This is a genomic window from Sorangium sp. So ce836 (genome assembly GCF_028553905.1).
Classification (GTDB): domain Bacteria; phylum Myxococcota_A; class Polyangia; order Polyangiales; family Polyangiaceae; genus Sorangium; species Sorangium cellulosum_D.
The window spans coordinates 13255930-13281398 of sequence record NZ_CP102233.1 but is presented as its reverse complement, the minus strand read 5'-3'; the positions used below and the strand labels follow the sequence as shown (position 1 = coordinate 13281398).

Genomic DNA, 25469 nt, shown 5'->3' with positions numbered 1-25469 from the left:
CCGGCGCGTGGCCCGGGCGCGCCCCGGCGGCGGCGCGCGGGCCCGATCCGCCGCCTCGGCGGCGGTGCGCGGGGCGCGATCATCCGGAGAGGCGGTGAGCGGCGACCTGGGCTAGAGTCGCCCCTCCCACGGAAATTCGGAGGTCGGCTCGTGTCCCGTTTCATCGATGAGCTCAAGAGGACGCACCGCTGCGGCGATCTGCGCGAGGCGGACATCGGCAAGGAGGTCGTGCTGTTCGGCTGGGTCGCGCGGCGCCGCGATCACGGCGGCTGCATCTTCATCGACCTCCGCGACCGCACCGGCGTGACGCAGATCGTCTTCGATCGCAGCTACCTCGGGGCGATCACGAAATACGGCGTGAAGGCGGAGGAGAAGGACCTCCTCGACGCCCACGCCGCCGCCGAGCGGGCCCGGTCCGAGTGGGTCGTCGGCGTCCGAGGCGTCGTGGTGAGCCGTGAAGGCAACGTCAACGACAAGATCGACACGGGCGCCATCGAGGTCTGGGTCGCCGAGGCGACGATCTTCAACAGGGCCGAGACGCCGCCGTTCGAGATCTCGGACGAGATCGAGACGCGGGAGGAGATCCGCCTCCAGCACCGGTACCTCGACCTGCGCCGGACCCCGCTCCAGCGGACGCTGCGGATGCGCCACGAGATCAACCGGACGACGCGGAACTACCTGTCGGACCAGGGCTGCATCGAGCTCGAGACGCCGTTCCTCGTGAAGTACACGCCGGGCGGCGCGCGCAACTTCCTCGTCCCGTCGCGGATCTCGGCCGGCAAGTTCTACGCGCTCGCCGAGAGCCCGCAGCTCTACAAGCAGCTCTTCATGGTCGCGGGCTTCGACCGGTACTTCCAGATCGTGAAGTGCTTCCGGGACGAGGACCTGCGCATCGACCGGCAGCCGGAGTTCACCCAGATCGACGTCGAGCTGTCGTTCGTGAACCAGGACGACGTCTTCGGGCTGATGGAGGGGCTCGTCTTCGCGGTGTTCAAGGCCGCCCTCGGCAAGGACCTCACCGAGCTCTACCCGACCGGCCGCTTCCCGCGCATGCCGTACGCCGAGTCGATGCGCCGCTTCGGCAACGACAAGCCCGACCTCCGCTTCGGGATCGAGCACACCGACCTCACGGACATCATCATCGAGCACGGCGGCGGCGGGGTGCCGTTCTGGGTCGAGCTCGCCGAGAAGTACCGCTCCGGCAAGCTGCGGCGCGACCTGCCGGCCGAGATCGTGAAGGGGCTCGTGATCCCGGCGAGCGCCAACCTGTCGCGCCAGCAGACCGAGGACCTCGAGCGCGGGCTCCGCGACGTGAAGGGCTTCCGGGGGCTCGCGCGCGCCAAGCTCGCCGAGGACGGCTCCTGGACGCAGTCGCCCCTCACGAAGTCGATCACGCCGGAGCTCCGGCAGAAGCTGAACGAGGTGCTCGGCGCCAAGCCGGGCGACATCCTCTGCTTCCAGTTCGGCAAGGAGGCCGTGGTGCACACCGTCATGGCGAAGCTCCGCGTCGACGTCGCCAAGAAGATGGGGCTCATCCCGGAGTACGGGCATGGCGACCAGTGGCGGTTCCTCTGGGTGACGAACCCACCCCTGTTCGAGTTCGACGAGGACACGGGGCGCTGGGCCGCCGCGCACCACGCGTTCACGCGGCCGATCGACGAGCACGTGCAGCTCCTCGAGAGCGATCCGGCGCGCGTCGAGTGCTACCGTTACGATCTCGTGCTGAACGGGTTCGAGATCGGCGGCGGCTCGATCCGGCTGCACGATCCGGAGGTGCAGGCGCGCGTCTTCAAGACGCTGGGCATCGACGAGAGCGACGCGCGCGACAAGTTCGGGTTCCTCCTGGACGCGCTCCGCAGCGGCGCGCCGCCGCACGGCGGCATCGCGCTCGGCATGGATCGGCTCTCGATGCTGCTCAGCGGCGCGCCGACGCTGCGCGACGTCATCCCGTTCCCGAAGACAAACCAGGGCACGGACCAGATGACCGGCGCGCCCGTGGCCGTCGACGCCGCGCAGCTCGCCGAGCTGCACGTGAAGCCGGTCGCGCCCGCAGACGCCCGACCGGGCGCGGCGGGCACCGGCAGCGCCGGCGCCTGATGCCGGACCGGGGGGCGCGCGCGCGATCGCGATCGGACGGCTCGACCGCGGCGCCCCAGCGCTCCAGCGCCGTGGGGCGCCGCCGCCACCGCGCGCGCTGTGCCCTGCCTCGCCGCGCGCGGCCGCGCCCCTCGGCCTTTATGTTTGCAGGCCGCGCACTTCTGGTAGGGTAGGGCCTGTATCCTTCGCCATGGCCTCCCCGGCGCGAGTCCTCGTTGTGGATGACAGCCCGACCATCCTGAAGGTCGTCAGCGCCATCCTCGCTCGCAATGGGTTCGATCCGACGGTGGCGCGCGACGGGCTCGCCGGGATCGAGCTCATCAAGAAGGGGCCGAAGTACGACCTCGTCCTCCTCGACTTCGTGATGCCGAGGATGAACGGCTACGCCTTCTGCCGGGAGCTGCGGTCGAACCCGTCGCACCGCACGGTCCCCGTCGTCCTGATGAGCGCCAAGGGCGACAAGATCCGGGGGCAGTTCGTCCAGCAGACGGGCGCCGTCGACGCGATCACGAAGCCGTTCGACGCGCGGGCGCTGGTCGCGGTGATCGAGGGCGCGCTCGCGAAGACGGCCGAGGGGCGCGCGCGGCCCGTGCCGGAGGGCGCGAAGATGCCCGACGAGGACACGATCGCCGAGAGCGTGCGGCCGAGCCTCGTCGCGCGGCACATGCGCCAGCGCGCCGGGGTCGACTTCGCGCAGCAGCTGGCGACGGTGATGACGCCCGCGATCATGAGCCTGTCGCCCGAGGCGCGGACGAACGAGGCGGCCGTGATGCAGGCGGTCGCCCGCGTGATGACGAGCGAGGTGGTCTCGAAGCTGACCCTGACGCTCCGCGATCTCGACGCGCCCCCGGACGCGAAGGAGGTGATGAGCGGCGACGTCTCGGCGATCCCGCTCGCCGAGATCCTCCAGCTGCTCCAGATGCAGCGGCAGACGGGCGTGCTCCGGGTGACCACGAACCGCGCGTCGGTCACGATCTCCCTCCGCCAGGGGCTCATCGATCTCGTGCAGGCGCGCAACTCGTCGGACGAGTTCAAGCTCGGGCGCTACTTCATCGAGCGCGGGCTCGTGACGCGGGAGCGGCTCGAGGCGCTGCTCCGCGCGAAGGCGCCGCAGACGCTGCTCGGCCAGGTGCTCGTCGAGGCGGGCGTCGCGACGAACGACGATCTCATCGCCGTGCTGGAGCGCCAGTCGAGCGAGCTGATCTACGAGGTGCTGCGCTGGCCGTACGGGCGCTTCTCGTTCACGCGCGAGCCGTTCCGCCCCGAGGTCGAGCAGGCGCGCCTCGGCCTCGCCGTGTCCGCGCTGGTGCTCGAGGGGTTCCGGCGCGTCGACGAGTGGCGGCTCATGGAGGGGACGATCAACTTCGACCAGGTGGTGGTCGTGGACCAGGTCGCCCTCGACGGCGTGGGCTCGGGCAAGCTGACGCGCATCGAGGAGCTCGTGCTCGGCGCGGTCAACGGCTCGCGCACGGTGAACGAGGTGATCAAGGAGAGCGCGGTCGGCTCGTTCGACGCGATCAAGACGATCTACCAGTTCCTGCAGTCGCGCGTGCTGAGGACCAGGGCCGCCTGAGGCGCGCGCCGGCGTGCTGCGCGCGCGCGGAAAGGCACACGCACGCGCAGCACGCCGGACGCCGCACATGCGGCATCGGCGCATGCGGGCGACGTCCGACGTCGCTACGTTGTCCACACGCGGCGCTCAGGCCGCCTCACGAAGGGCGTAGCGCTGAGCGCGATCGCAGCGGAGAGGGCGGGATTCGAACCCGCGGATCAGTTTCCCGATCGCACGCTTAGCAAGCGTGTGCCTTCAGCCACTCGGCCACCTCTCCTGGTCTCCAGGAGGATCCGCCCGGCCCATGCTCGGCGCAGGGCTCAGTGCGGATCTCAAAGCTTCGACAGTAAAAAGAGCGTTGACTCGACAGACGCTCGGCGCGGTCCGTCGAGGGAGCGGCAACATACCAAAGAGGCTGCCGCCGTGCACAAAAAGATCGCGCGGGGAAGCGCAAGGGACGGGCGACGGCCTCCAGGGGACGTCAGCGAGGGGCAGCGTGCGGGCCGGCTCTACCCTGAACCTCGGCTCGGGCGGCGAGGGCGATCGCGCCCGCGCGAGGGAGCCCCCATGAGGATGCAACTATTCGATATTCATCAACTTTTTACCGCGCCCCACCCGGACCCGTCCCCCCCGGCCGGCGGCGCAGGCGGCCGGGCGGCGGCGCCTTCGTGGAGGGTCACTGCGGCACGCCGTAGGCCAGGGCGAACAGCACCGCGCTGAGCGCCGCGCAGACCGCCCACGCCCGGGCCGCGCTGCGGGCCAGGAAGGTGACGCACATCGCCGCCACCCAGAGCGGCGCCGCGAGCGCGAAGGCGAGGACGCTCCGCGTGTCCCCGGAGAGCGGCGCAAACCGCGCGACGCACGCGCTGGCCAGGACGGCGACCGGGAGCGTGCCGATCAGCGCCGCCAGCGGGCGCAGGGTCGCGCCGAGCCGGGCGAGCCGGCCGCTATCCATGGCACGCTCCTGCGAGCGACAGCGCGACGACCGCGGGAGGACACACGAGCGCGAGGCCCCACGCGGCGCGCGGCCAGAGGGGCGCGAGCAGGACGAACAGGCTCGCGGCGCAGAGGAGCGCGGCGAAGGGGACGAGGTACGCCGCGGGGCCGGCCTCGATCCGGCGCCACAGCCACACCGACAGCGCGAAGGACACGGCGGCCAGCGACCGGGCGGCAATGCGCCACGCGCGCTTCCCGCGCAGCCAGGGCGCGACGCCGAACGGAACGCGCTCCGGCCGCGCCGCGTGGAGCAAGGCGAAGGCGAGGTACGCCGAGAGGAGCGACGCGATCTCAACCATGGGAAGCCGACGCGACCTCAACCATGGGAGGCCGTCTGGCCCCTGGCCATGAGCCCCGCCCCGCCGTGGGCCAGCGACGCCGGCGGCTCGTCCTGCGCCGCCTGCGGCGGCGCCGCGCGCCTCGAGGCCGCGCGGCGGAGCGCCCAGGCCGAGGCGCAGAGCGCCGCCGCCGCCGCGAGGAGGGCGGCGTCGATCGCGACGACCGCGCCGAGCCTCGGCCCCGCGCCGAAGAGCCCGGCGCCGGACCAGCGCGCCGCGAGCGCGGGGACGGGCAGCAGCAGGAGCCCCGCGAGCCCGATCTGCCGCCACCACAGGCTCGCGCCGTCGCGCGCGGCGAGCGCCCACGCGACGCAGAGCCCGAGCGCCGCGAGGAACGTGAGCTCCTCGGCGGCCATGCGGCCCGCCCAGTCGAGCGGGAGCGCGCGGCTCGCCAGGAAGAGCGCCGCGATCGCGACGAGCGTCCCCGCGCCGAAGCCGACGGTGAGCCGCGCGAGGAGGCGGTTGCCCAGGCTCTCGCGCCGCGCCTCGCGCCGCGCGAGCCAGATCCAGTTGCCGGTGAGGACCGTGGCGCACGTCGCCACGGCAAGCACGAAGAACAGGACGCGGAGGGCGACGCCGCCGAAATCGGCGAAGTGGAGGCCGTAGATCCAGCGAAGCGCGCCGCTGCGAGCGCCCTCCGCGCCCGGCACGTCGGCCGAGACGACCGCGCCGTCCGTCGCCCGCAGGCGCACGAGGCCGCGCCCGAACGGAACCCCCTCGACCGAGCCGCGGATATCGACGGTGCCGCTGTCGAGGCCGAGATGCCGGACACGGTACTTCTCGGGCACGAACCGGGGCTCGATCGCGCGCGCGCGCGCCGTGAGCTCGTCCAGGGTGAGGCCGCGCGCGGGCGCCCCTCTCGCGGGCTCGTCGACGTACGAGGCGCCCCAGGCCGCCCGGTCCGCCCGGCCGGCGTCCCCGCCGAACGCGGGGCCCGTGAACGCCGGCACCAGCACGCCCAGGAACACGATGAACGCGCCGGTGTACGCGTACAGGACCTGGAACGGCAGGCCCATCACGCCGAGCACCTTGTGCATGTCCGACCAGAGGACGCGGGGCTTCGCGTCCGGCCGGAACCGATGGAACTGCCGGACGAGGTCCTTCAGATGGATGAGCACGCCGGTCGCGAGCGCGAGCAGCAGCGCGACGCACAGGAGACCGGCGACGTAGTACAGCCACACGCCGGTCGCCCGGTGCCAGAGGTAGTGCAGGTCGTAGAGAAAGCTGGAGAGCCCCTCGCGCTCGGGCACGAGCCCCTCGTGGACCCACGATGAGAACCGCTCGCCCTGCGCGTAATAGCCGAGCCGCGCGGCGCCCAGCCCGTCGGCCGGCAGCTCCAGCCAGAGCTCCTCGGGCGTCGTGCCCGCGGCGGCGAGCCCCTGATCGAGCGTGGCCTGGAGCCCCCCCTGCTCGATGACCGAGCGCTGCTGGGTCAGGGGCTCCTCCCACACCGCGAGCTGCCGCCGGAAGAGCGTGATCCCCCCCGACAGGAACATCACGTAAAGCAGGAGCCCACCGACCACGCCGGCCCAGGCGTGCACGTCCCAGAAGGTCGTGAAGGCATGGCGGGAGAGCTTCTTGGCCATGTCGGGATCTCCTGTCTCGCGTGAGCGCGCGTCCTTTACCGTGCCTTCGATTACCGTACCTTCGATACGCCGTGCAGGAACCCCGGCACCGTCATGGCGCGCTTCGGGCCCCCCTCGGCCGTGAGCTCGATGAGCGTGCTCTCGGCGTAGTCGTCCGCCGTCTCGGTCCCGAAGACCCGGCCATCGACCTGGAACCAGAGGACGTCCGAGGTCATCGGGCTCAGCTCGTCGATGCGCGCCGCTTCGCCCGTCGCGGTGTCCCAGCGCCACCACTGCCACACTTTCTGGCTCGTGAGATCCCAGGTCACGCTGTCGGCTTCGATCGTGGCGGCGCCCTCGTCGAACACCCGGAGGAAGACGCTGTCGCCGCCGCCCGGGATGGGCTCGCCCGCGATCGCGCCGTCGGTCAGCTCGCCCAGGGCCATGAGGTAGTCCTTGTCGAAGGCGTCCGCGCCCTTTTGCACGCGCAGCGCGCACGGCTCGGTCGGCAGCCGATCGAGCCGGTGGGCCGCCCCCGCGAGCGCCGAGCTCACGAAGTAGGCGTCGCCCGAGGCCGTCTCGACGGGCTGCGTGATCCCGCCGCAGCGCTCGTCGACGTCGACCCGCACGAGGGTGTCCGTCGTGGTGTCGATCACGACGAGCCCCGTCTCCTCGAGGATCGTGTCGTTCTGCTCCCAGTCGAACCACCCGACCGAGAAGAGGAGGCTGTCGCCGCGCAGGATCGACCCGTAGCTGTACAGCGCCAGGTAGCCTTGACGGGCGGTCTCCGGCAGCTCGATGGTCCCCTCGACCTTCATCGCCGCGGGGTTCAAGACGATGAGCTGCTCGTTGTGGCGATCCGGGTAGTACGCCTTCGTCGGAGAGACGAAGTACAGGGTGGGCCAGAGATCCTGCACGCCGAGGGGCTGCAGGTTGACGCTCGTCCCCTCCTCGAGCGCGCCTCGCTCGTCGAGCGTGTAGCGCGAGATCGTCGGCGCGTCGCCGCCGCCGATGGCGAGCCAGCCGAGGTCCTCGAACCCGTAGAGCTTGGCCGAGCCCGGGACCTCGAGCGCCTCGGACAGGTCGACCTCCGTGCCTCGATCGAGCGACGGGACCGCGTGGAAATAAGCCGTCGTCGCGGTGTCGTCCCAGACGCGTGTCCCCACCACGAACGCCGGCCGGCCCGCGCCGCCGCCGCCGCTCCCGCCCGGGTTCGGCGCGTCGTCCGCGCAGCCGCCGCTCCCGAGCGCCATGACCAGGAGCCCGAGCGCGCCGAGCGCGGTGCTCGCGCGCCTCGATGCCAGCGTGCTGTTCCAGATCGTTCTCATGGGTTCTTCTGACTCTCCATCACATCTCCAGCATTGCCTTGGAAAAGAAGGCCCGTCCGGGCCGCTGGACACCGTAGAAATCGAAGGCGGGCTCGTCGGTGAGGTTGTGGGCTTCGACGGTGAAGCTCAGGGTGCGCGGCGCGAGGCGCGCAATGTAGGTGAGCGCGAGCGAGTGCAGGAGCTGCGAGGGGACGCGCGCCTTGTCGTCGCGCCGCCCGTTGCGCTCCCAGCCGAGGAAGTACCCGTGCACGTAACGCGTGTCCCACGTGAGCGCGAGCTCGTCGCGCGGCGCGGCGACCTCGCGGAGCTGCACGCGCGCCGACCCGTTGGCGAAGAGCCAGGGCCGGTTCGGCATCCGCTGCCCCGCATAGCGGCCGAAGGTCCCTTCCTCGGACGTGTTGCGGAAGTCCTCGTAGGTGACGTTGCCGTCGAGGACGACGTGCTCGCCAGGCGACGTCCAGCGAGCCGAGGCCTCGACCCCCAGCGCCCGCGCCGAAAAGACGTTGTCGTACTGGGAGATCTTCCCGTCGCCGAGCAGCACGATGAGGTCCTCGGCCGCGCGGAGGTAGCCGTTCGCCTCGAGCCGCCACGCGCCCGCGGCGGCGCCGGGGGCGTCGATCGTGACACCGAGGTTGCCGTTGTGGCTCGTCTCGGGCGAGAGATCGAGCTTGGCGCGGATCAGCGCCCCGTCGCCGAACACCTCGTCGGGGCGCGGGAGCCGCCTCGCCCACTCGTAAGACGCCTTGGCATAGAGCCACTCGCTGAATCGATAGCGCAGGCCGTCGCCGACGCCGAGGCGATGGCTGTCGCGATCCCGCCGGCGGAAGCGATCGGCGAGCCCCTGGAGGCTCTCCTCCGAGCGCAGGAGCTGCACATACTGCTTCACGAAGAGGACGTTCTCCACGCGGTCGTCGAGCAGGTTGAGCTGGTGCTCGGCGCCGTGGACCCAGTTGACGAGCTCGCGGTCGGCCGTGAGCGGGTCGCGGCCCTCGGGGTTCGCCTGCCTGCGCTCGTCTCCCGTGCGCGTGACGAACATCGGAGAGACGGAGAGCTGCAGCGCGTGCTCGGGGTGGGGCCTAAAGCGGAGGTTCAGCCGTCCATAGCCGCTGTGCTCCCAGAACACCTGATCCCGCGGCTTTGTGTCGTCCTCACCCGGCTTGCCGCCGGGATTGCAGTGGCCATACCAGTCGTAGGTGCACTCGCTGACGTCGAGGAAGGTGGCGCGGCCGTACGCGTAGCCGCCGATCGCCTCGAGGGCGACGCCGCGGCCGAGCGGCTGCTCGTACCGGAGCGTCACGCCCGCCGTGGTCTCGCCGCTCGTGACCTCGCCGTAAGGCACCTTCATGACGCCGAGCTTGTGCTGATGCTCCTTGTCGTACGCCGTTAGAAAGACGCGCAGGAGCAGCCGCCGCGCCCAGGGCCGGTTCACGAAGCCGAGCTCGACGCCGCCGCCCGCCGCGCGATAGGCGTCGTGAAAGCGGTAGACACGTTCGGGGTGCTCGACGAGGTCGTCGTCCGGCACGTCGACGGTCACGCGATAATCGTTCCGCGCGTAGTCGAGGAAGCCGTTGACGCGGGCGAGGAAGCCGCTCGGCTCGTGCAGGTGCCGCGCCGTGGCGGCGAGTCGATGGGTGTCGAAGGACCCGATCTCGTAGGACGCGGCGCCGTGGGTGCCGCGCACGTCCTGGTCGGTGACCAGGTTGACGGCGCCGCCCAGCGCGTCGGCGCCGAGGCGCACCGGGACCACGCCGCGGTAGATCTCGACGCGGTCGACCAGGTTGACGGGCACGTTCGCGATGCCGAACGGGAACCCGGCGAAATCGAGCGGCACGCCGTCGAGAAAGAAGCGGATCTGGTCGTTCGAGAGGCCGTTGAGCGAGAAGCGCGCCGAGGACCCGAGCCCGCCGCCGCGCCGCACGCCCACGCCCTCGGTGCGGGCGAGGACCTCGCCCATGTCGGCGGTCCTCCGCTTCGCCTGCTCGGTCTCGATGACCTTGATCGCCTGCGCGGACTGCCGGAGGCGCTCGGCCATGGCGGCGCCGCGCACGGTCACCTCGACGGGCGCGGCGGCGGGCGCGGCGTCGGCCGCCGGGGCAGCGCCGGTCGCAGGGCCGGGCCCCCGGGTCGGCCCAGGCGTGATCTCGGCGGAGCGCGCGGCCGCAACCCCGGTCGGGGGCCCGGCCGCAACCCCGGTCGGGCGCGCGGCCGCAACCCCGGTCGGGGGCCCGGCCGCAACCTCGGTCGGGCGCGCGGCCGCAACCCCGGTCGGGGGCCCGGCCGCAACCCCGGTCGGGGGCGGCTCGGCCGGAGGCTCCGCCGGCGGGCGGAACTCGTACGCGTAGAGGATCCGTGACGCGACCGGCGTGCCGTCCCGGCGCGCCGGCGTGAAGAGGAACCGGAACGCCGCAGCGCGGGCCGCCTCGTCGAAGCCGGGGCCCATCGGCTCCACGACCTCGGCCTCGGTCACACGCCCCGCCGCGTCGATCCGGAGCTTCAGCACGACCTTGCCCTCGCGTCGCGCCGCCAGCGCCTCCGGCGGAACCTCGGCCTCGGCGCCCTCGACGAGTTGCGGCGGCTCGATCCGCGCCTCCCCGGCGCCCTGCGGCGAGCGCTCTCCCCTCACCGCGCCGGCCGCAGGCGCGCCCGCTCCGCCATCGCCGTCCGCGCGCCCTCGGCCCTCGGGCTCGCCGTCGCCCTGAGCGCGCGCCGGCGCAGGCACGACCGGCAACAGCAAGGTCAACGCGCCCGCAAGCAGGACCCGGAGCGAGCGAGAACGCCGCGTCACCGCACCCCCCCTCGGCCTGGAGCGCGCGTCGGCGCAGGAACGGAAGGGGAAACCGAGCAGACGGCCATGTCCAGACGACGTCGCTACTCGAGCTGAAAACCAAAATCAATTTCATCTTCACAGAACGGAACCGGCGTTCAGGACACCATTTTTCTCTTGACGCGCCTTGGATCGGTGTTCCATACAACCGCTTCGCTGATCTTGATCATCATTTTCATTTTCAATTGAGTGCCAACAAGCGCACGCTGCGGGCGCTGACGGCGCCCTGGGGCGCCTCGCGCCCATAGCGCGTTGCGTCGTCAGGCTCAGAGCCCGGGCCTGGTGAGCGGGAGCGCTTTGTCGTCGGGCTGTCTTTTTCGACCGGAGCTGAGGTGGCGATGGAGTCGAACCGATCACAGACGCGTGCGATCAGCGATCGCGACGCGGCCGAGCCCGCGACGCTCGTCGCGCTGCTCCGGCGTCGCGCGGAGCAGCGCCCGTCCGCGCACGCCTATACCTTCCTGCTCGACGGGGAGACGGACGCTCGCTCGACGACGTACGGCGAGCTGGACCGGCGGGCGCGCGCGCTCGCCGCGGAGCTCCAGCCCGGCGCGCGGGCGGGCGAGCGCGCGCTGCTCCTGGTGCCGCCGGGGCTCGACTTCATCGCGGCGTTCTTCGCCTGCCTCTACGCGGGGCTCGTCGCGGTGCCGGTGCCGCTGCCGCAGCGGAAGCGAGGGCTGCTCCGCGTGCTGGCCATCGTGCGCGACTGCCGCCCGAGCGTCGCGCTCACCACCGAGGCGTTCCTGGGCGCCGCGGCGCTCCTCCGCGAGGATCCGAGCCTCGCCGAGCTGAGCCAGCTGCGCTGCGTGGCCGTCGACGCGGCCAGGGACGGCCAGGGAGACGCGTGGCGGCCGCCGCGCGTGACCGCCGAGACCGTGGCGTTCCTCCAGTACACCTCGGGGTCGACCGGGACGCCGAAGGGCGTCGTGCTCACGCACGGGAACCTGCTGCGCAACGAGCGCATGATCCAGCGCGCGTTCGCGCACACCGAGGAGAGCGTGATCGTCGGGTGGCTGCCGCCGCACCACGACATGGGGCTCATCGGCAACATCCTGCAGCCGCTCCACGTGGGCGTGCCGTGCATCCAGCTCTCGCCCGACCACTTCCTGATGCGGCCGCGGCGCTGGCTGGACGCGATCTCGCGCTACCGGGCCACGACCAGCGGCGGACCGAACTTCGCCTACGAGCTGTGCGTCGGCAAGATCCCCCCGGAGCAGCGCGAGGGGCTCGATCTCGCCTCGTGGAAGGTGGCGTTCAACGGGGCCGAGCCGGTGCGCGCGGCGACGCTCGATCGCTTCGCCGAGGCGTTCGCGCCGGCGGGGTTCCGGCGCGCGGCGTTCTACCCCTGCTACGGGCTCGCCGAGGCGACGCTGCTCGTCAGCGGCGGCGCGGCGGACGCGCCGCCGGTCGTGCGCGCGGTCGACCGCGCAGCGCTGGAGCAAGGGCGCGCGGCGTTCGATCCGCGCGATCCAGAGGCCGCCGTCGCCATCGTAGGCTGCGGGCGATCGCCGGACGGCGATGAGGTGCGGATCGTCGATCCCGAGACGCGGAGGCCCTGCGAGGACGAGCGCGTCGGCGAGATCTGGGTGGCCGGCGCGAGCGTGGCCCAGGGCTACTGGGAGCGGCCGGAGGACACGGCGGCGACGTTCGAGGCCCGGCTGGCCACGGGCGGAGGGCCGTTCCTCCGGACCGGCGATCTCGGGTTCCTGTCGCGCGGCGAGCTCTACGTGACCGGCCGGCTCAAGGACCTGATCATCGTCCGCGGGCGCAACGTCTACCCGCAAGATCTCGAGCTCACCGCGGAGGAGAGCCACCCGTGCCTCCGCGCCGGCGGGGGCGCGGCGTTCTCGGTGGACGTGGACGGCGAGGAGCGCGTCGTCCTGGTTCAGGAGCTCGGAAGGGGCGCCGCCGCGTCGGCGGATCCGGCGGAGCTCGGCGCGGCGATCCAGCGCGCCGTGGCCGATCGGCACGAGGTCGCGATCCACGCGGTGGCGCTGATCAAGCCGGGGAGCCTGCCGCGGACCACGAGCGGCAAGGTGCAGCGGAGGGCGTGCCGCGCGCGGTTCCTGGACGGCTCGCTGGACGCGGTCTGGCGATCGGCGCTCGAGCCGCCGGCCGGCGCGGGCGCGGGCGCTGATCGCGAGGAGCCGCCGCGGACGGCGCTGGAGGGCGCGCTGGCCCGGATCTGGGCGGAGGTGCTGGGGCGCGCGCGGATCGGCCGGGACGAGGAGTTCCTGAGCCTGGGCGGCGACTCGCTGCGGGCCATGCAGGTGAGCGGCCGGGTGAGCGAGGCGCTCGGCGTCGAGGTGGGGCCGGCGCAGCTCTTCGCGACGACGACGGTCGCGGCGCTGGCGGCCTGGATCGAGGGCCGGCAGGGCAGCGCGCCCGCGGGCGGACCGGCCGGCGGCGCCGCGCCGCTCGCGCCGGAGGAGCGGCCGGAGCGACCGCCGCTGTCCCTCGTGCAAGAGCGCCTGTGGTTCCTGGAGCAGCTGGCCGCCGGGGCGCCCGTCTATCACATCGCGGCGGCCCTGCGGCTCTCCGGAGCGCTCGATACGGGCGCCCTGGAGCAGGCGGTGACCGCGCTCGCGGCCCGCCACGAGGCGCTGCGCACGAGCTTTCCGTCGGCGTCCGGGCAGCCCGTCCAGAGGATCGCGCCGCCCGCGAAGGTCGCGCTGCCGATCGAGGACCTCGGCGCGCTCGCCGAGGAGGACCGGGAGCCGGCGCTGCAAGCGCGCCTCCGGGAGGAGGCGCGGCGCGCGTTCGATCTCGCCGAGGCGCCGCCCGTGCGCTGGACGCTCCTCCGCAAGGGCGAGCGAGAGCACGTGCTGGCGGTCACCTGCCACCACCTCATCGCGGACGGCTGGTCGATGAACGTGCTCTTGCGGGAGCTCGCGCTGATCTACGGCGCGCTCTCGGCGGGGCGCGCTCCGGAGCTGGCGCCGCTGCCGATCCAGCCGGCGGATCACGCGCTGTGGCAGCGCCGGACCGAGCAGGCGACGGCGCGCGAACGGGAGCTCGCGTACTTTCGCGAGCGGCTGAGGGGGCCTGTGCCGCCCCTCTCGCTCCCCACGGATCGACCGCGGCCCTCGGTGCAGAGCTACGCGGGCGCGCGCGAGGAGCTCGCGCTGCCGCCGGAGCTCGTGGCGCGGCTCACCGCGCTCGGGCGGGGGGCGGGCGCGACGCTGTTCACGACGGTGGCAGCGGGGCTGTTCGCGCTGCTGCACCGGTACACGGGCCAGAGCGACGTCTGCATCGGCACGCCGGTCGCCGCGCGGCCGCGGGCGGCCCTGGAGGGCGCCATCGGCTGCTTCCTCAACACGCTGGCGCTGCGCGTCGACCTCGCGGGCGATCCGCGCGTCGCGGAGCTGATCGCCCGCGTCCGGGCGGCGGTCACGGAGGGGCAGGCGCACCAGGAGGCGCCGTTCGAGCGGGTGCTGGAGGCGCTGTCCCTCGAGCGGAGCCTCAGCCACTCCCCCCTGTTCAACGTGATGCTCGCCATGGATCCGGCGCCCGAGCGGGCGCCGGAGATCCCCGGCCTGTCGATCGAGGTGCAGCGGGTGGACACCGGGACAGCGCAGTTCGATCTGGCGTTCAACCTGACCCTGGACGGCCAGGGAGCGCGCGGCGCCTGGGAATACAACACCGATCTGTTCGACCGGGCCACCGTGGCGCGCATGGCGCGGCACCTCGTCGCGATCCTCGAGGGGTTCGTCGCCGCGCCGGAGGCCCGGCTGTCCGATCTGCCGATGATGGACGCGGGCGAACGGAGGCAGGTCCTCGCCGGCTGGAACGCGACGGAGCGCGGCTATCCGGGAGACCTGCGCGTGGACGAGCTGTTCGAGGCGCAGGCCGAGCGGACGCCGGACGCGACGGCCGTGATCTTCGAGGACCGCCGCCTCAGCTATCGAGAGCTCGACGCGCGCGCCAACCAGGTCGCCCACGCCCTGCGCCGGCGCGGCGTCGGGCCCGATGGGCTCGTCGCCATCGCGGCAGAGCGCTCGGTCGAGCTGGTCGTCGCCCTGCTCGGCGTCCTCAAGGCCGGCGCCGCCTACGTCCCCATCGACCCCGATTACCCCGCCGAGCGCATCGCCTTCATGCTCGACGACGCCGCCGCTCCCGTGCTCCTCACCCAGTGGCCGGTCGCCTCGCGCCTGCCGCCCCACCGCGCACGGCTGCTGTGCCTCGACGCCGATCGCGCAGAGCTCGACGGCGAATCGACGGCCACTCCCGCGGTCGCCGTCTCGCCGGACAACCTCGCTTACACCATCTACACCTCGGGCTCGACCGGCCGGCCCAAGGGCGCGGGCAACACCCACCGCGGCCTCTTGAACCGGCTGCTGTGGATGCAGGAGCGCTACGCGCTGACCGCCGAAGACCGGGTGTTGCAAAAGACCCCCTTCAGCTTCGATGTCTCGGTCTGGGAGTTCTTCTGGCCGCTCATCACCGGCGCGGGCCTCGTCGTCGCCCGTCCAGGCGACCACCGCGACGGCGAGCGGCTCATCGAGCTCATCGCCCGCCACGGCGTCACCACCGTCCACTTCGTCCCTCCGATGCTCCAGGCCTTCCTGGAGACCCCCGGCGCCTCGTCGTGCGCGTCGCTGCGCCGCGTGCTCTGCAGCGGCGAGGCGCTGCCGGCCGAGCTCGCGCGGCGATGCTTCGAGCGGCTGCCGGACGCCGAGCTGCACAATCTGTATGGGCCCACCGAGGCGTCCATCGATGTCACCGCATGGGCCTGCCAGCCACACGACACGTCCGCCTCGGTGCCCATCGGTACCCCCATCGCCAACACCCAGATCTACCTCCTGGATCGCCACGGCCATCCGGTCCCAGTGGGCGTGGCCGGGGAGCTCCACATCGGCGGCGTCGGGCTCGCGCGCGGATATCACAAGAGACCCGCGCTCACCGCAGAGCGGTTCGTGCCCGATCCGTTCGGCGCCACGCCCGGAGGGCGGCTGTACCGGACAGGCGATCTGGCCCGGTATCGCCCCGACGGAGCCATCGAGTTCCTGGGACGGCTCGATCATCAAGTGAAGCTCCGCGGCCTGCGCGTCGAGCTCGGCGAGATCGAGGCGCGGCTGCTCCTGCACCCCAGCGTGGGCGAGGCCGTCGTCGTCGCCCGCGACGAGGCGCACGGCGGAAAGCGGCTCGTCGCCTACGTCACCGGGCGAGACGGCGCCACGCCGCAGCCGGAAGCGCTGCGCGCCTGGCTCGCCGACGCGCTCCCGGCCTACATGGTGCCCGCGCCGATCCTCGCGCTCCCGCGGCTGCCGCTGTCGCCCAACGGCAAGGTCGACCGCCGCGCGCTGCCCGCGCCCGAGCAAGTGGATGCGCCGACCAGGGCCACGACGCCGCCACGGACCGACCTCGAGCGCGCCATCGCGGCGATCTGGAGAGACGTCCTCTCGATTCCGCAGGTGGGCATTCACGACAACTTCTTCGATCTGGGCGGACACTCGCTCTTGCTGGCCAAGGTCCACAGCCGCCTGCGCGAGGAGGTGGATCGCGCGCTGCCGATGCTGGTCCTGTTTCAACACCCCACCATCGCGTCGCTCGCAGCGGCCTTGAGCCGGGAAACGAGCGAGCCAGCGCCCCAGGAGGGAGAGCGGAGCGGGGAGCGGACGAGCGCCGCGCAAGAGCGGCGCGGGGAGCTCTTCGCGCGGCGGCGCGGCGGGCGCGGCGCGCTGGAGACAAAGAAATGACGACACCGAGCAGCAGCGAGCCCCGCGCGGGCCTGGAGCTCGCGATCGTCGGCATGGCCGGGCGGTTCCCCGGCGCGCGCGACGTGGCGACGTTCTGGCAAAACCTCTGCGCAGGCGTCGAGTCGGTCGCGATCCTCACCGACGAGGAGCTCCTCGCCGCGGGCGTGGATCCGGCGCTGATCGCGCGGCCCGACTACGTGCGGGCGCGCGCGGTGCTCGACGACATCGACCTGTTCGACGCCGAGCTCTTCGGGTTCACGCCGCGCGAGGCGGCCGCGCTCGACCCGCAGCACCGGCTGTTCCTGGAGTGCGCGTGGGAGGCGTTCGAGAACGCCGGGATCGACCCGGAGCGCGCGGGCGGGCCGGTCGGCGTCTATGCCGGATCGAGCCTGAGCGGGTACCTGACGCACCTCTTCCCGGGCGGGCCGCGGCTGCAGTCGGCGGCCGACGTCGCGGCGCTCCTCGCGCTCGACAAGGACTTCCTCACGACCCGCGTGTCGTACAAGCTCAACCTGGAGGGGCCGAGCATCGCGGTGCAGACGGCCTGCTCCACGTCGCTCGTCGCCGTGCACCTGGCCTGCCAGGGGCTGCTCACCGGCGAGTGCGACCTCGCGCTGGCCGGGGGCGCCTCGATCGGCGTCCCGCAAAAGGTCGGGTACCTCTACCAGGAAGGCGCGATCGCGTCGCCCGACGGCCACTGCCGCGCCTTCGACGCGGGGGCCCGCGGCACCGTCGGCGGCAGCGGCGTGGGCGTGGTCCTCCTCAAGCGGCTCGACGACGCGATCGCCGATCGGGACGCGATCATCGCGGTGATCAAGGGCTCCGCCGTCAACAACGACGGCCGGGCCAAGGTGGGCTACACCGCGCCGCGCATCGAGGGCCAGGCCCGCGTGATCCGCGCCGCCCACGCGGCCGCGGGCGTCGACGCGGGCTCCATCGACTACGTGGAGGCGCACGGCACCGGGACGCCGCTCGGCGATCCGATCGAGATCGCCGCGCTGACCCGGGCCTTCCGGGCGACGACCGACCGGAAGGGCTTCTGCGCGATCGGATCGGCGAAGACAAACGTCGGGCACCTGGACGCGGCCGCGGGCGTCGCCGGGCTGATCAAGGCGGCGCTCGCCGTGGCGCACGGGCGCATCCCGCCGAGCCTGCACTTCCGCGCTGCCAACCCCGCGCTCGATCTCGAGAACAGCCCGTTCTACGTGGCCGCCGAGCTCGCGGCGTGGACGCCCGAGGGGGCGCCGCGCCGCGCCGGCGTGAGCGCCTTCGGGCTCGGCGGGACCAACGCGCACGTGGTCCTCGAGCAGGCGCCGCCCCCGCCGGAGACGGACCCGCCGCGGCCGTGCGAGCTCCTCGTGCTCTCGGCCCGGTCGAGCGCGTCGCTCGAGCGGCTGACCGACGCGCTGGCGGAGCACCTCGAGGCGCACGCGGAGCTCGCGCTCGGCGACGTGGCGCACACGCAGCAGCTCGGCCGCCGGGCGTTCGCGCACCGGCGCGCGGTGGTGTGCCGCTCGCGGGAGGAGGCGGCGCTCTCGCTGCGCGATCGCGGCGGGGCGCTGCGCACGGGCGGGCCCGTGGCCGGGCCGCGGCCGGTCGCGTTCCTGTTCCCGGGGCAGGGCGCCCACCGGCCCAACATGGGGCGCGATCTCTACGAGACCGAGCCCGTGTTCCGGGCCGAGGTCGACGCCTGCGCGTCGCGGCTCGAGCGCCACCTGGGCCTGGACATCCGGGCGCTGCTGTTCCCGGCGCACGCGGAGCTCGAGGACGCCGCGCGGCGCCTCGACCGCACGTCGATGACGCAGCCGGCCCTGTTCGTCGTCGAGTACGCGCTCGCCCGGCTGTGGATGGCCTGGGGCCTGACCCCCGACGCGATGCTCGGGCACAGCGTGGGCGAGGTCGTGGCCGCGTGCGTGGCCGGATGCCTGTCGCTCGACGACGCCCTCGCGCTGGTCGCGGCGCGGGGGCGGCTGATGGAGGCGACGCCGGAGGGCGCGATGCTCGCGGTGTCGGCGTCCGAGGCGGAGGTGGCGGGGTGGCTCGGCGAGGAGGTCGCGCTGGCCGCGGTGAATGGGCCGCGGCAGTGCGTGCTGTCGGGGCGGACGGCGGCGATCCAGCAGGTCGAGCGCGAGGCAGCGGGCCGCGGGGTGGAGGCGCGCCGCCTGCGGGTGTCGCGCGCCTTCCACTCCCACCTGATGGAGGGCGCGCTCGATGGGTTCCGAGAGGCGGTGGGCAGGGTCACGCTGCGCGCGCCGCGGATCCCGTGGGTCTCGAACGTCACCGGGACCTGGATCACCGAGGCCGAGGCGCAGGATCCGGGTTACTGGGTCCGGCACCTGCGGAGCACGGTGCGCTTCGCCGGCGGCGTGACGGCGCTGCGGGAGCAGCCGGAGCGGATCTTTCTAGAGGTTGGGCCGGGGCAGACGCTCACGGCGCTGTGCCGGCAGGTCGCGGCGGAGTCGCTCGCGCTGGCGTCGCTGCCCGCGGTCCGCGAGGCGGGCGCGGGGGGCGCGGGGGGCGCGGGGGGCGCGGCGCTGCTCGACGCGGTCGGGCAGCTCTGGGTGGCCGGCGCTCCGGTGGACTGGGCAGGCCTGCAAGCGGGACGGCGCCGGCGGCGCGTCGCGCTGCCGGCAACCCCGTTCGAGCGGAAGCGGTACTGGCTGGAGCGCCCGGAGGCGACCGGGGCGACCTCAACCTCGGTCGGGTCCACCTCAACCTCGGTCGGGTCCACCTCAACCCCGGTCGGGTCCACCTCAACCCCGGTCGGGTCCACCTCAACCCCGGTCGGGTCCACCTCAACCCCGGTCGGGTCCACCTCGGTCGGCTCAACCTCGGTCGGCTCGACGTCTACCCCAGCATCTAGCCTGGGTGGATTTTTCTACGTCCCCTCGTGGAAGCGCGCCCCGCTGGAGCCGCTCCCGCCCGGGGACGACGGGGCACACTGGGTCGTCTTCGCGGACGAGGCGGAGATCGCCCCCCGGATCGTGGAACGCCTCGAGCGCGCCGGCCGGCGGGTCACCCACGTCAGGAGCGGCGAGCGCTTCGCGCGCCCGGCGGAGCGCGTCTTCACGCTTCGCCCGGATCAGCCCGAAGACTACGCCGCGCTGGCCCGGGAGCTCGGCGCGGACGCCGGGCCGCCCGCGCGGATCATCCACGCCTTCAGCCTCGACGGCGCGCGCCAGGCGCACCTCGGCCCCGGCGCGTTCCAGGATGCGCAGCGCCGAGGCTCGATGAGCCTGCTCTGGCTGGCGCGCACGCTGAGCACGCTGCCGGCAGGCGCCCACCTGATCGCGCTCGCCTGCGGCCTGCACGACCTGACCGGTCGAGAAGCCCTGCGCCCGGAGCACGCCACGCTGCTCGGCATCTGCCGGAGCATCCCGCTCGAGTACCCGCTCCTCCGCTGCCGCGTGATCGACCTCGAGGCCGCCAGCCCGGACGCCGCAGAGGTCGATCCGCTCGCCGAGCGGATCCTCGCAGAAGCGCGCTCCGACGCCGGCGCCCCCGTCGTCGCCTACCGCGGCCCCCATCGCTGGGTGCCCGCCGTCGAGCCGATCCCGCTGAAGCCGGCGCAGGGCGCTCCCGCCCTGCTGCGCGAGCGCGGCGTCTACCTCATCACCGGCGGGCTGGGCGGCGTCGGGCTGTGGCTCTCCGACTACCTCGCGCGCACCGTGCGCGCGCGGCTGATCCTCACCGGTCGCTCGGCGCCCACCGACGAGCAGCGCCTGCGGCTCACGGCGCTCGAGCAGGCCGGCGCCGAGGTCGTGACGGTGCGCGCCGACGTCACCGACGCGGCGCAGATGCGCGCCGCCGCGCGCGAGGCGCTGGCTCGGTTCGGCGCCCTGCACGGCGTGATCCACGCGGCCGGGGTCGCAGGCGGCGGGCTCATCGAGCGGCTCTCGGCGGATGCGCTCCACGCGGAGCTCGCCCCCAAGGCGCTCGGCGCGATGGCGATCGACGAGATCGCCCGCTCCTTCCGGCCCGACTTCGTCCTGCTCTGCTCCTCGGTCACCGCGCTGAGCGGCGGCCTCGCGCGGGCGGGGTACGCGGCCGCAAACGCGTTCCTCGACGCGTTCGCGCAAGCCTGCGCGCGCCGCCCAGGACCGTACACGGTCTCCGTCAACCTCGATCGCTGGCGCAACGTCGGCATGGCGGCCCGCGCCGAGGCGCGCCTCCTCGCCCTGGGGCTCGACGACGTGATCCTCGACGGGATGAGCCCGGAGGAAGGCCAGCAGGCGTTCCACCGCGTCCTCGGCCAGACGGCGCTGCCGCAGGTGATCGTCTCGGCGCGCCCGCTCCAGGGCCTGCCCAGCGACGACGAGGGCGCCGCCTTGGCCCGGCGGCTCGGCGCCGGCAACGCCGCAGCCGCCGGCAACGCCGCCGCCGCCGGCGACGCCGCCGCGGCTGCCGGCCGCGACGAGCCGCCCCGGCGCGCCGGGGCGACCGCCGTCGGCGCCGCCGAGCGCCTCTCGCCCGAGGCGGTGACGGCGCAGGTGACGGCGATCTGGGCGCGCGCGTTCGGCCTGGATCCCATCGATCCCAAGAAGGACTTCTTCGAGCTCGGCGGCGAGTCGCTCCTCGCCTTGCAGATCCTCAACCGCGTCCGCGAGACGTTCCAGGTGGAGCTGTCGCTCCGCGACTTCTTCGAGCGGCCGACCGTGGCCGCCGTCGCGCAGCGCATCCAGGCCGCGCGAGGCCAGGCGCCCGCGAGCCCCGAGCCGGCGCTGGTCGCCCTGCCCCGGACCGCGCGGCGGCTCCCCGCCGCAGGAGGCCCGCAGGCGCCGGCGCGCCCGAGCGGCGAGCCGGACGCCTCGAAGGAGCCGGCAGACCCGAAGGAGAAGCGGCGATGAGCGCGCTCGGCTTCCTCGTGCGCCGCGCCCGCCGGCCCCTCCTGATCGCCGTCGCCGCCGGCGCGATCAGCGGGCTCGCCGGCGCCGGCGTCATCTCCCTCGTCCAGGAGGCGCTCTCGGGCGACGGCCGCCCCGCGGCGCAGCTCGCGTGGGGCTTCGCGGGGCTCGCCGCCGTCGGCGTGCTGAGCAGGACCGTGTCCCAGGTGCTCCTGACCCGCCTCGGACAGGCCATGATCGCGGAGCTGCGCATGCAGCTCAGCCGGCGCATCCTCGACGCGCCGCTGCGCCATGTCGAGCAGCTCGGCGCCCACCGGCTGCTGGCGGCGCTCAACGACGATCCGGCCGTCATCACGCAGGCCTACGTCGTCCTGCCCCTCCTCTGCGTCAACGTGGCCACCGTCCTCGGCTGCCTGGCGTACATCGGACAGATCTCGTGGTCGGCGCTGGCCATCGTGCTGGGCGCGATGGGGGTCGGCGCCGCGCTCTTCCGGTGGCACGCGCGGCGCGCGATCGGCGCCTTCACGCGCGCCCGCGAGACGAGCGACGCCCTGTTCCAGCACTTCCGCGGGCTGACCGGCGGGATCAAGGAGCTCAAGATGCACGGCCGGCGCGGGCGGTCGTTCCTGTCCGACGTCCTCGGCGGCAGCGTCGCGACGTACCAGCGCGAGTTCGTGGCGGGCACGACCGAGTACGCGGTCGCGATGGGCTGGGGCGCGCTGCTCTTCTACGCCGTCCTCGGGCTCGCGCTGTTCGCGCTCCCGGCCTGGGCAGGCCTCGCGCCGCCGGCGGTGTCCGGCGTGGTGCTGGCGATGCTCTTCCTGATGACGCCCTTCGCGCAGACGGTCGAGTTCCTGCCGGCCGTCGGGCGCGCCAGCGTCGCGCTCTCGAAGGCGAGCGCGCTCGGGCTCGCGCTGACGCCGGAGCAGGGACCGACGCCGGCGCTCGACGCGCCCACGAGCGAAGGCCGCGCGGAGGGCCCGCGCGCGTTCGAGCGCATCGAGCTCTCCGGCGTCACGCACCGGTATCACCGGGAGAAGGAAGACGGCAGCTTCCAGCTCGGGCCCATCGATCTGGCCTTCCGGCCCGGCGAGCTCGTGTTCCTCGTGGGCGGGAACGGCAGCGGCAAGACGACGCTGTCCCTCCTGCTCCTCGGCCTCTACGCGCCGGAGTCCGGCGAGATCCGGCTCGACGACGCGCCGGTCGACGACGCGAACCGCGAGCGGTATCGGCAGCTCTTCTCGGTCGTCTTCGCGGATTACCATCTCTTCGAGCACCTGCTCGGCCTGGACGATCCCGGCCTCGACGAGCGCGCCCGGCGCTACCTCGAGCGGCTGCAGCTCGATCACCGGGTGCGCGTCGAGGAGGGCGCGCTGCGCGTGAGCGGCCTCTCGCAGGGTCAACGCAAGCGCCTCGCCCTGCTGACCGCCTACCTGGAGGACCGGCCGTTTTACGTCTTCGACGAGTGGGCGTCCGACCAGGACCCGCAGTTTCGAAGGGTCTTTTACACGGAGCTTCTGCCGGAGCTCCGCGCGAGGGGCAAGACCGCCCTCGTCATCACGCATGACGACCAGTACTTCGCGCTCGCGGATCGCTGCCTCCGGCTCGACTTCGGCCGCCTGACCGAGCTGCCCGCGGCCCCCGCCGCGCCCGGCGCAGCGCCGCGAGCGACGCGGGAGGAGCGCGCCGTGAGCGCCCGCGTCGACGAGCCAGGCCGGGTCAGGTCCGCGGAGGCCCTCCGCCTGCACGTCGATCCGCAACAGGCCGCGCTGGAGCCCGGCGCCCGCGGCCACGAGGCCCTCACGGCCGCAAAGCAGGAGCTCTGATGCGCAACGTCTGCTCACTCCACCTCTCGGCGCTCCTCTCGCTGGCGATCGCCGGCTGCGCGGAGGGAAACCAGGCCGATGTCCGCGCCCCGGCGCCGAGCGCCGGCAGCGCGACGACCGTGTCCGGCCTCGAGGGCGCGGCGACGATCGCGGTCGACGGCCTCGGGATCCCCGCGATCCGCGCCGCCTCGCGGCTGGACGCCCTGCGGGCCCTCGGCGTCGCCACGGCGCGCGACCGGCTGTTCCAGCTGGATCTGCTCCGCCGGAGCAGCGGAGGACGCCTCGCCGAGGTCCTCGGGCGCGATCTGCTGGAGGCCGACACCCGGCAGCGGCTCTACGGCTTCCCGCAGGCCGCGCGGGCGATCCTGGCGCGCCTGCCCGAGCCCCAGCGCGCCGCGCTCGACGCGTACGCCGAGGGCGTCAACGCCTATCTCCGGAGCGCGGAGACGCTGCCTGTCGAGTTCCGGCAGCTGGGCTATCGGCCCGAGCCGTGGCGCCCCGAGGACAGCGTCCTCGTCGTGCTGGGGATGTTCAACGCCCTCAGCGTCACCGAGGACGCGGAGCGGACGCGCACGGTCCTGACGCGCACCCTCCCGGAGCGCGTGACGTCCTTCCTGTTCGAGGACACGGACCCTTACACGAAGGCGCTGCTCGGCGCCCACGCGCCCGCGACGCCGCCGCTGCCGGGCGAGGAGCTGCGGGCGCTCGTGGCAGAGAGCCGGGAGCGCGCGTGGGCCGCGGCGGTGCTCAGCGACGACGCCGGCGAGGCGCCGGTCGGCTCGAACGGCTGGGCGGTGGCCGGGCAAAGGACGCGGGACGGTCGCGCCATCCTCGCGAACGACATGCACCTCGAGCTCGGCGTACCCAACATCTTTTATCGAGCGGAGCTCCGCTACGGCGACCGCGAGATCGCGGGCGTCGTGCTGCCCGGCGTGCCCATGGTCATCGCGGGGACCAACGGCCATGTCGCCTGGGGGATGACCAACCTCGACGGCGACGCGATGGATCTCGTCCAGATCGAGACCCACCCCGAGCGCCCCGACGAGTACCGGACGCCCGCCGGGTGGAGGCGGTTCGACGTCGCGCAGGAGACGATCAAGGTGCGCGGCGAGCCCGACGTCGCCGTCACGGTCCGCGGCACGATCTGGGGGCGAATCGCGCCGCGGCCGCTCCTCGGAGCAGCGGTCGCGGTCCGCTGGACGGCGCTCGATCCCGAGGGGGTCGACCTCGGGCTCCTCGAGATGGATCACGCCCGCAGCATCGAGGAGGCGGCCGCGGTGATGAACGCCGCCGGCGGGCCCGGGTGCAACGTCCTCCTGGCCGACCGGCGCGGCCGCGTCGCGTGGACCGTCACCGGGCGCGTGCCGCGGCGCCGCGGCTTCGACGGCTCGGTCAGCGTCTCGTGGGCGGACGGGCGCGCGGGCTGGGACGGCTACGTGCCCCCCGCCGCGCTGCCGCGCGTGGTCGATCCGCCGTCGGGGTTCGTCGTCAACGCCAACCACCGCATGCCGCTCGGCGAGGGCGCGCCGGCGCTCGGCCGCGACTACGCGAACGGCTACCGCGCCTACCGCATCACCGAGCGCCTGCGCGAGGCGCGCCCGGTCACCGAGGCGGACCTGTTCGCGCTGCAGCTCGACACCGAGGCGAGGTTCTTCGACGTCTACCGCGACCTCGCGCTGCGCGCGCTCGACGACGCGGCGCTGTCCCGCCGGCCGGCGCTCGCCGAGGCGCGGCGCGCGGTCGCGGCGTGGGACGGCCGGGCGGACGTGCCCGGCGTCGGACTGCCGCTCTTGATGCGGTTCCGGCGCGCCCTCGCCGACGCGGTGTTCGCCGCGTGGCTCGGCGCGGGCCGCGCCGCGGAGCCGACCCTCTCGCTCGCGCTGCCGGACATCGACACGCCGCTCCAGCGCGCGCTCGGCGAGCGGTCGCCCGACCTCGTGCCGGCGCCGGAGGGCGGCTGGGACGCCTTCGTCCTCGCGGCGCTGGAGAAGGCCGTGACCGCGGTCCACGAGGAGCACGGCGGGCGACCCCTCGACCAGATCCCCTGGGGCGCGGTGAGCCGGGTGCGGATCGCGCACCCGCTCGGCCGGACACCGGAGCTCGCCGCGCGCCTCAACATGCCCGACGAGCCGCTCCCGGGCTGCGGCTTCTGCGTGCGCCTCGCGACCCGCACGCTCGGCGCCAGCGAGCGGCTCGTCGTCGCGCCGGGCCACGAGCCCGACGGCATCCTGCACATGCCGGCCGGTCAGTCGGGAGATCCGCTGTCGCCCCACTACCGCGATCAGCAGCGCGCCTGGGTCGACGGGCGCCCGCTGCCGCTCCTGTCAGGCCCGGCCGCGCACACGCTCACGCTCGTTCCCGAGCGCCGATGACATCGAACACCACATCTCGAACGGAGGA

11 protein-coding genes and 1 tRNA gene are annotated in these 25469 nt (G+C 73.6%); 6 read left to right on the top strand and 6 right to left on the bottom strand.

Going from position 1 to position 25469, the window contains the following annotated elements; genetic code table 11:
* The first annotated feature begins 150 nt into the window (after positions 1-150).
* A complete protein-coding gene (gene aspS, locus NQZ70_RS48545) occupies positions 151-2097 on the top strand; it encodes an aspartate--tRNA ligase (protein WP_129580300.1) in 1947 nt (648 codons plus the stop codon).
* Between the two features lie 190 nt (positions 2098-2287).
* A complete protein-coding gene (locus tag NQZ70_RS48540; RefSeq protein WP_129580299.1) occupies positions 2288-3670 on the top strand; it encodes a DUF4388 domain-containing protein in 1383 nt (460 codons plus the stop codon).
* A gap of 169 nt (positions 3671-3839) precedes the next feature.
* Here the strand turns inward: NQZ70_RS48540 and NQZ70_RS48535 are convergent.
* From NQZ70_RS48535 to mxcH, 6 genes are all read right to left on the bottom strand, one after another.
* A tRNA-Ser gene (locus tag NQZ70_RS48535) sits at positions 3840-3926 on the bottom strand.
* A 399-nt stretch (positions 3927-4325) separates the two neighbouring features.
* Positions 4326-4604: a hypothetical protein gene (locus tag NQZ70_RS48530; protein WP_129580298.1), complete on the bottom strand. Its 279-nt coding sequence runs from the start codon at positions 4602-4604 to the stop codon at positions 4326-4328.
* Positions 4597-4944, bottom strand: a complete 348-nt coding sequence (locus NQZ70_RS48525) for a hypothetical protein (protein ID WP_129580297.1) — start codon at positions 4942-4944, stop codon at positions 4597-4599. The genes NQZ70_RS48530 and NQZ70_RS48525 overlap by 8 nt, the downstream gene beginning before the upstream one ends.
* A 17-nt stretch (positions 4945-4961) precedes the next feature.
* The gene (locus tag NQZ70_RS48520) at positions 4962-6569 is read right to left on the bottom strand and encodes a PepSY domain-containing protein (RefSeq protein WP_129580296.1); all 1608 of its coding nucleotides are present in this window, start codon (positions 6567-6569) and stop codon (positions 4962-4964) included.
* Between the two features lie 50 nt (positions 6570-6619).
* Positions 6620-7876 carry a hypothetical protein gene (locus tag NQZ70_RS48515; RefSeq protein ID WP_129580295.1) on the bottom strand — a complete coding sequence of 419 codons (1257 nt, stop codon included), beginning with the start codon at positions 7874-7876 and terminating at the stop codon, positions 6620-6622.
* Between the two features lie 19 nt (positions 7877-7895).
* Entirely contained in the window at positions 7896-10661 is a 2766-nt protein-coding gene (gene mxcH, locus NQZ70_RS48510) for a TonB-dependent siderophore myxochelin receptor MxcH (RefSeq protein WP_129580294.1), read from the bottom strand.
* Positions 10662-11038: 377 nt separating this feature from the next.
* On the opposite strand from mxcH, the gene NQZ70_RS48505 reads away from it, so the two are divergent.
* From NQZ70_RS48505 to NQZ70_RS48490, 4 genes are read left to right on the top strand one after another with little or no spacing between them, the layout of a single operon-like run.
* Complete coding sequence (locus NQZ70_RS48505; RefSeq protein ID WP_129580293.1) at positions 11039-16399, top strand: non-ribosomal peptide synthetase; 5361 nt, start codon at positions 11039-11041, stop codon at positions 16397-16399.
* Positions 16396-21246, top strand: a complete 4851-nt coding sequence (locus NQZ70_RS48500) for a type I polyketide synthase (RefSeq protein WP_272827172.1) — start codon at positions 16396-16398, stop codon at positions 21244-21246. Before NQZ70_RS48505 ends, NQZ70_RS48500 begins: the two co-directional genes overlap by 4 nt.
* Positions 21243-23069 carry a cyclic peptide export ABC transporter gene (locus NQZ70_RS48495; protein ID WP_129580292.1) on the top strand — a complete coding sequence of 609 codons (1827 nt, stop codon included), beginning with the start codon at positions 21243-21245 and terminating at the stop codon, positions 23067-23069. The genes NQZ70_RS48500 and NQZ70_RS48495 overlap by 4 nt, the downstream gene beginning before the upstream one ends.
* Entirely contained in the window at positions 23069-25441 is a 2373-nt protein-coding gene (locus tag NQZ70_RS48490; RefSeq protein WP_129580291.1) for a penicillin acylase family protein, read from the top strand. The genes NQZ70_RS48495 and NQZ70_RS48490 overlap by 1 nt, the downstream gene beginning before the upstream one ends.
* Positions 25442-25469 lie beyond the last annotated feature (28 nt).

Coding starts and splice junctions, on each gene's coding strand:
- NQZ70_RS48540 (WP_129580299.1), top strand. CDS start 2,288: ATGGCCTCCCCGGCGCGAGTCCTCGTTGTGGATGACAGCCCGACCATC.
- NQZ70_RS48530 (WP_129580298.1), bottom strand. CDS start 4,604: ATGGATAGCGGCCGGCTCGCCCGGCTCGGCGCGACCCTGCGCCCGCTG.
- NQZ70_RS48525 (WP_129580297.1), bottom strand. CDS start 4,944: ATGGTTGAGATCGCGTCGCTCCTCTCGGCGTACCTCGCCTTCGCCTTG.
- NQZ70_RS48520 (WP_129580296.1), bottom strand. CDS start 6,569: ATGGCCAAGAAGCTCTCCCGCCATGCCTTCACGACCTTCTGGGACGTG.
- NQZ70_RS48515 (WP_129580295.1), bottom strand. CDS start 7,876: ATGAGAACGATCTGGAACAGCACGCTGGCATCGAGGCGCGCGAGCACC.
- NQZ70_RS48505 (WP_129580293.1), top strand. CDS start 11,039: ATGGAGTCGAACCGATCACAGACGCGTGCGATCAGCGATCGCGACGCG.
- NQZ70_RS48500 (WP_272827172.1), top strand. CDS start 16,396: ATGACGACACCGAGCAGCAGCGAGCCCCGCGCGGGCCTGGAGCTCGCG.
- NQZ70_RS48495 (WP_129580292.1), top strand. CDS start 21,243: ATGAGCGCGCTCGGCTTCCTCGTGCGCCGCGCCCGCCGGCCCCTCCTG.
- NQZ70_RS48490 (WP_129580291.1), top strand. CDS start 23,069: ATGCGCAACGTCTGCTCACTCCACCTCTCGGCGCTCCTCTCGCTGGCG.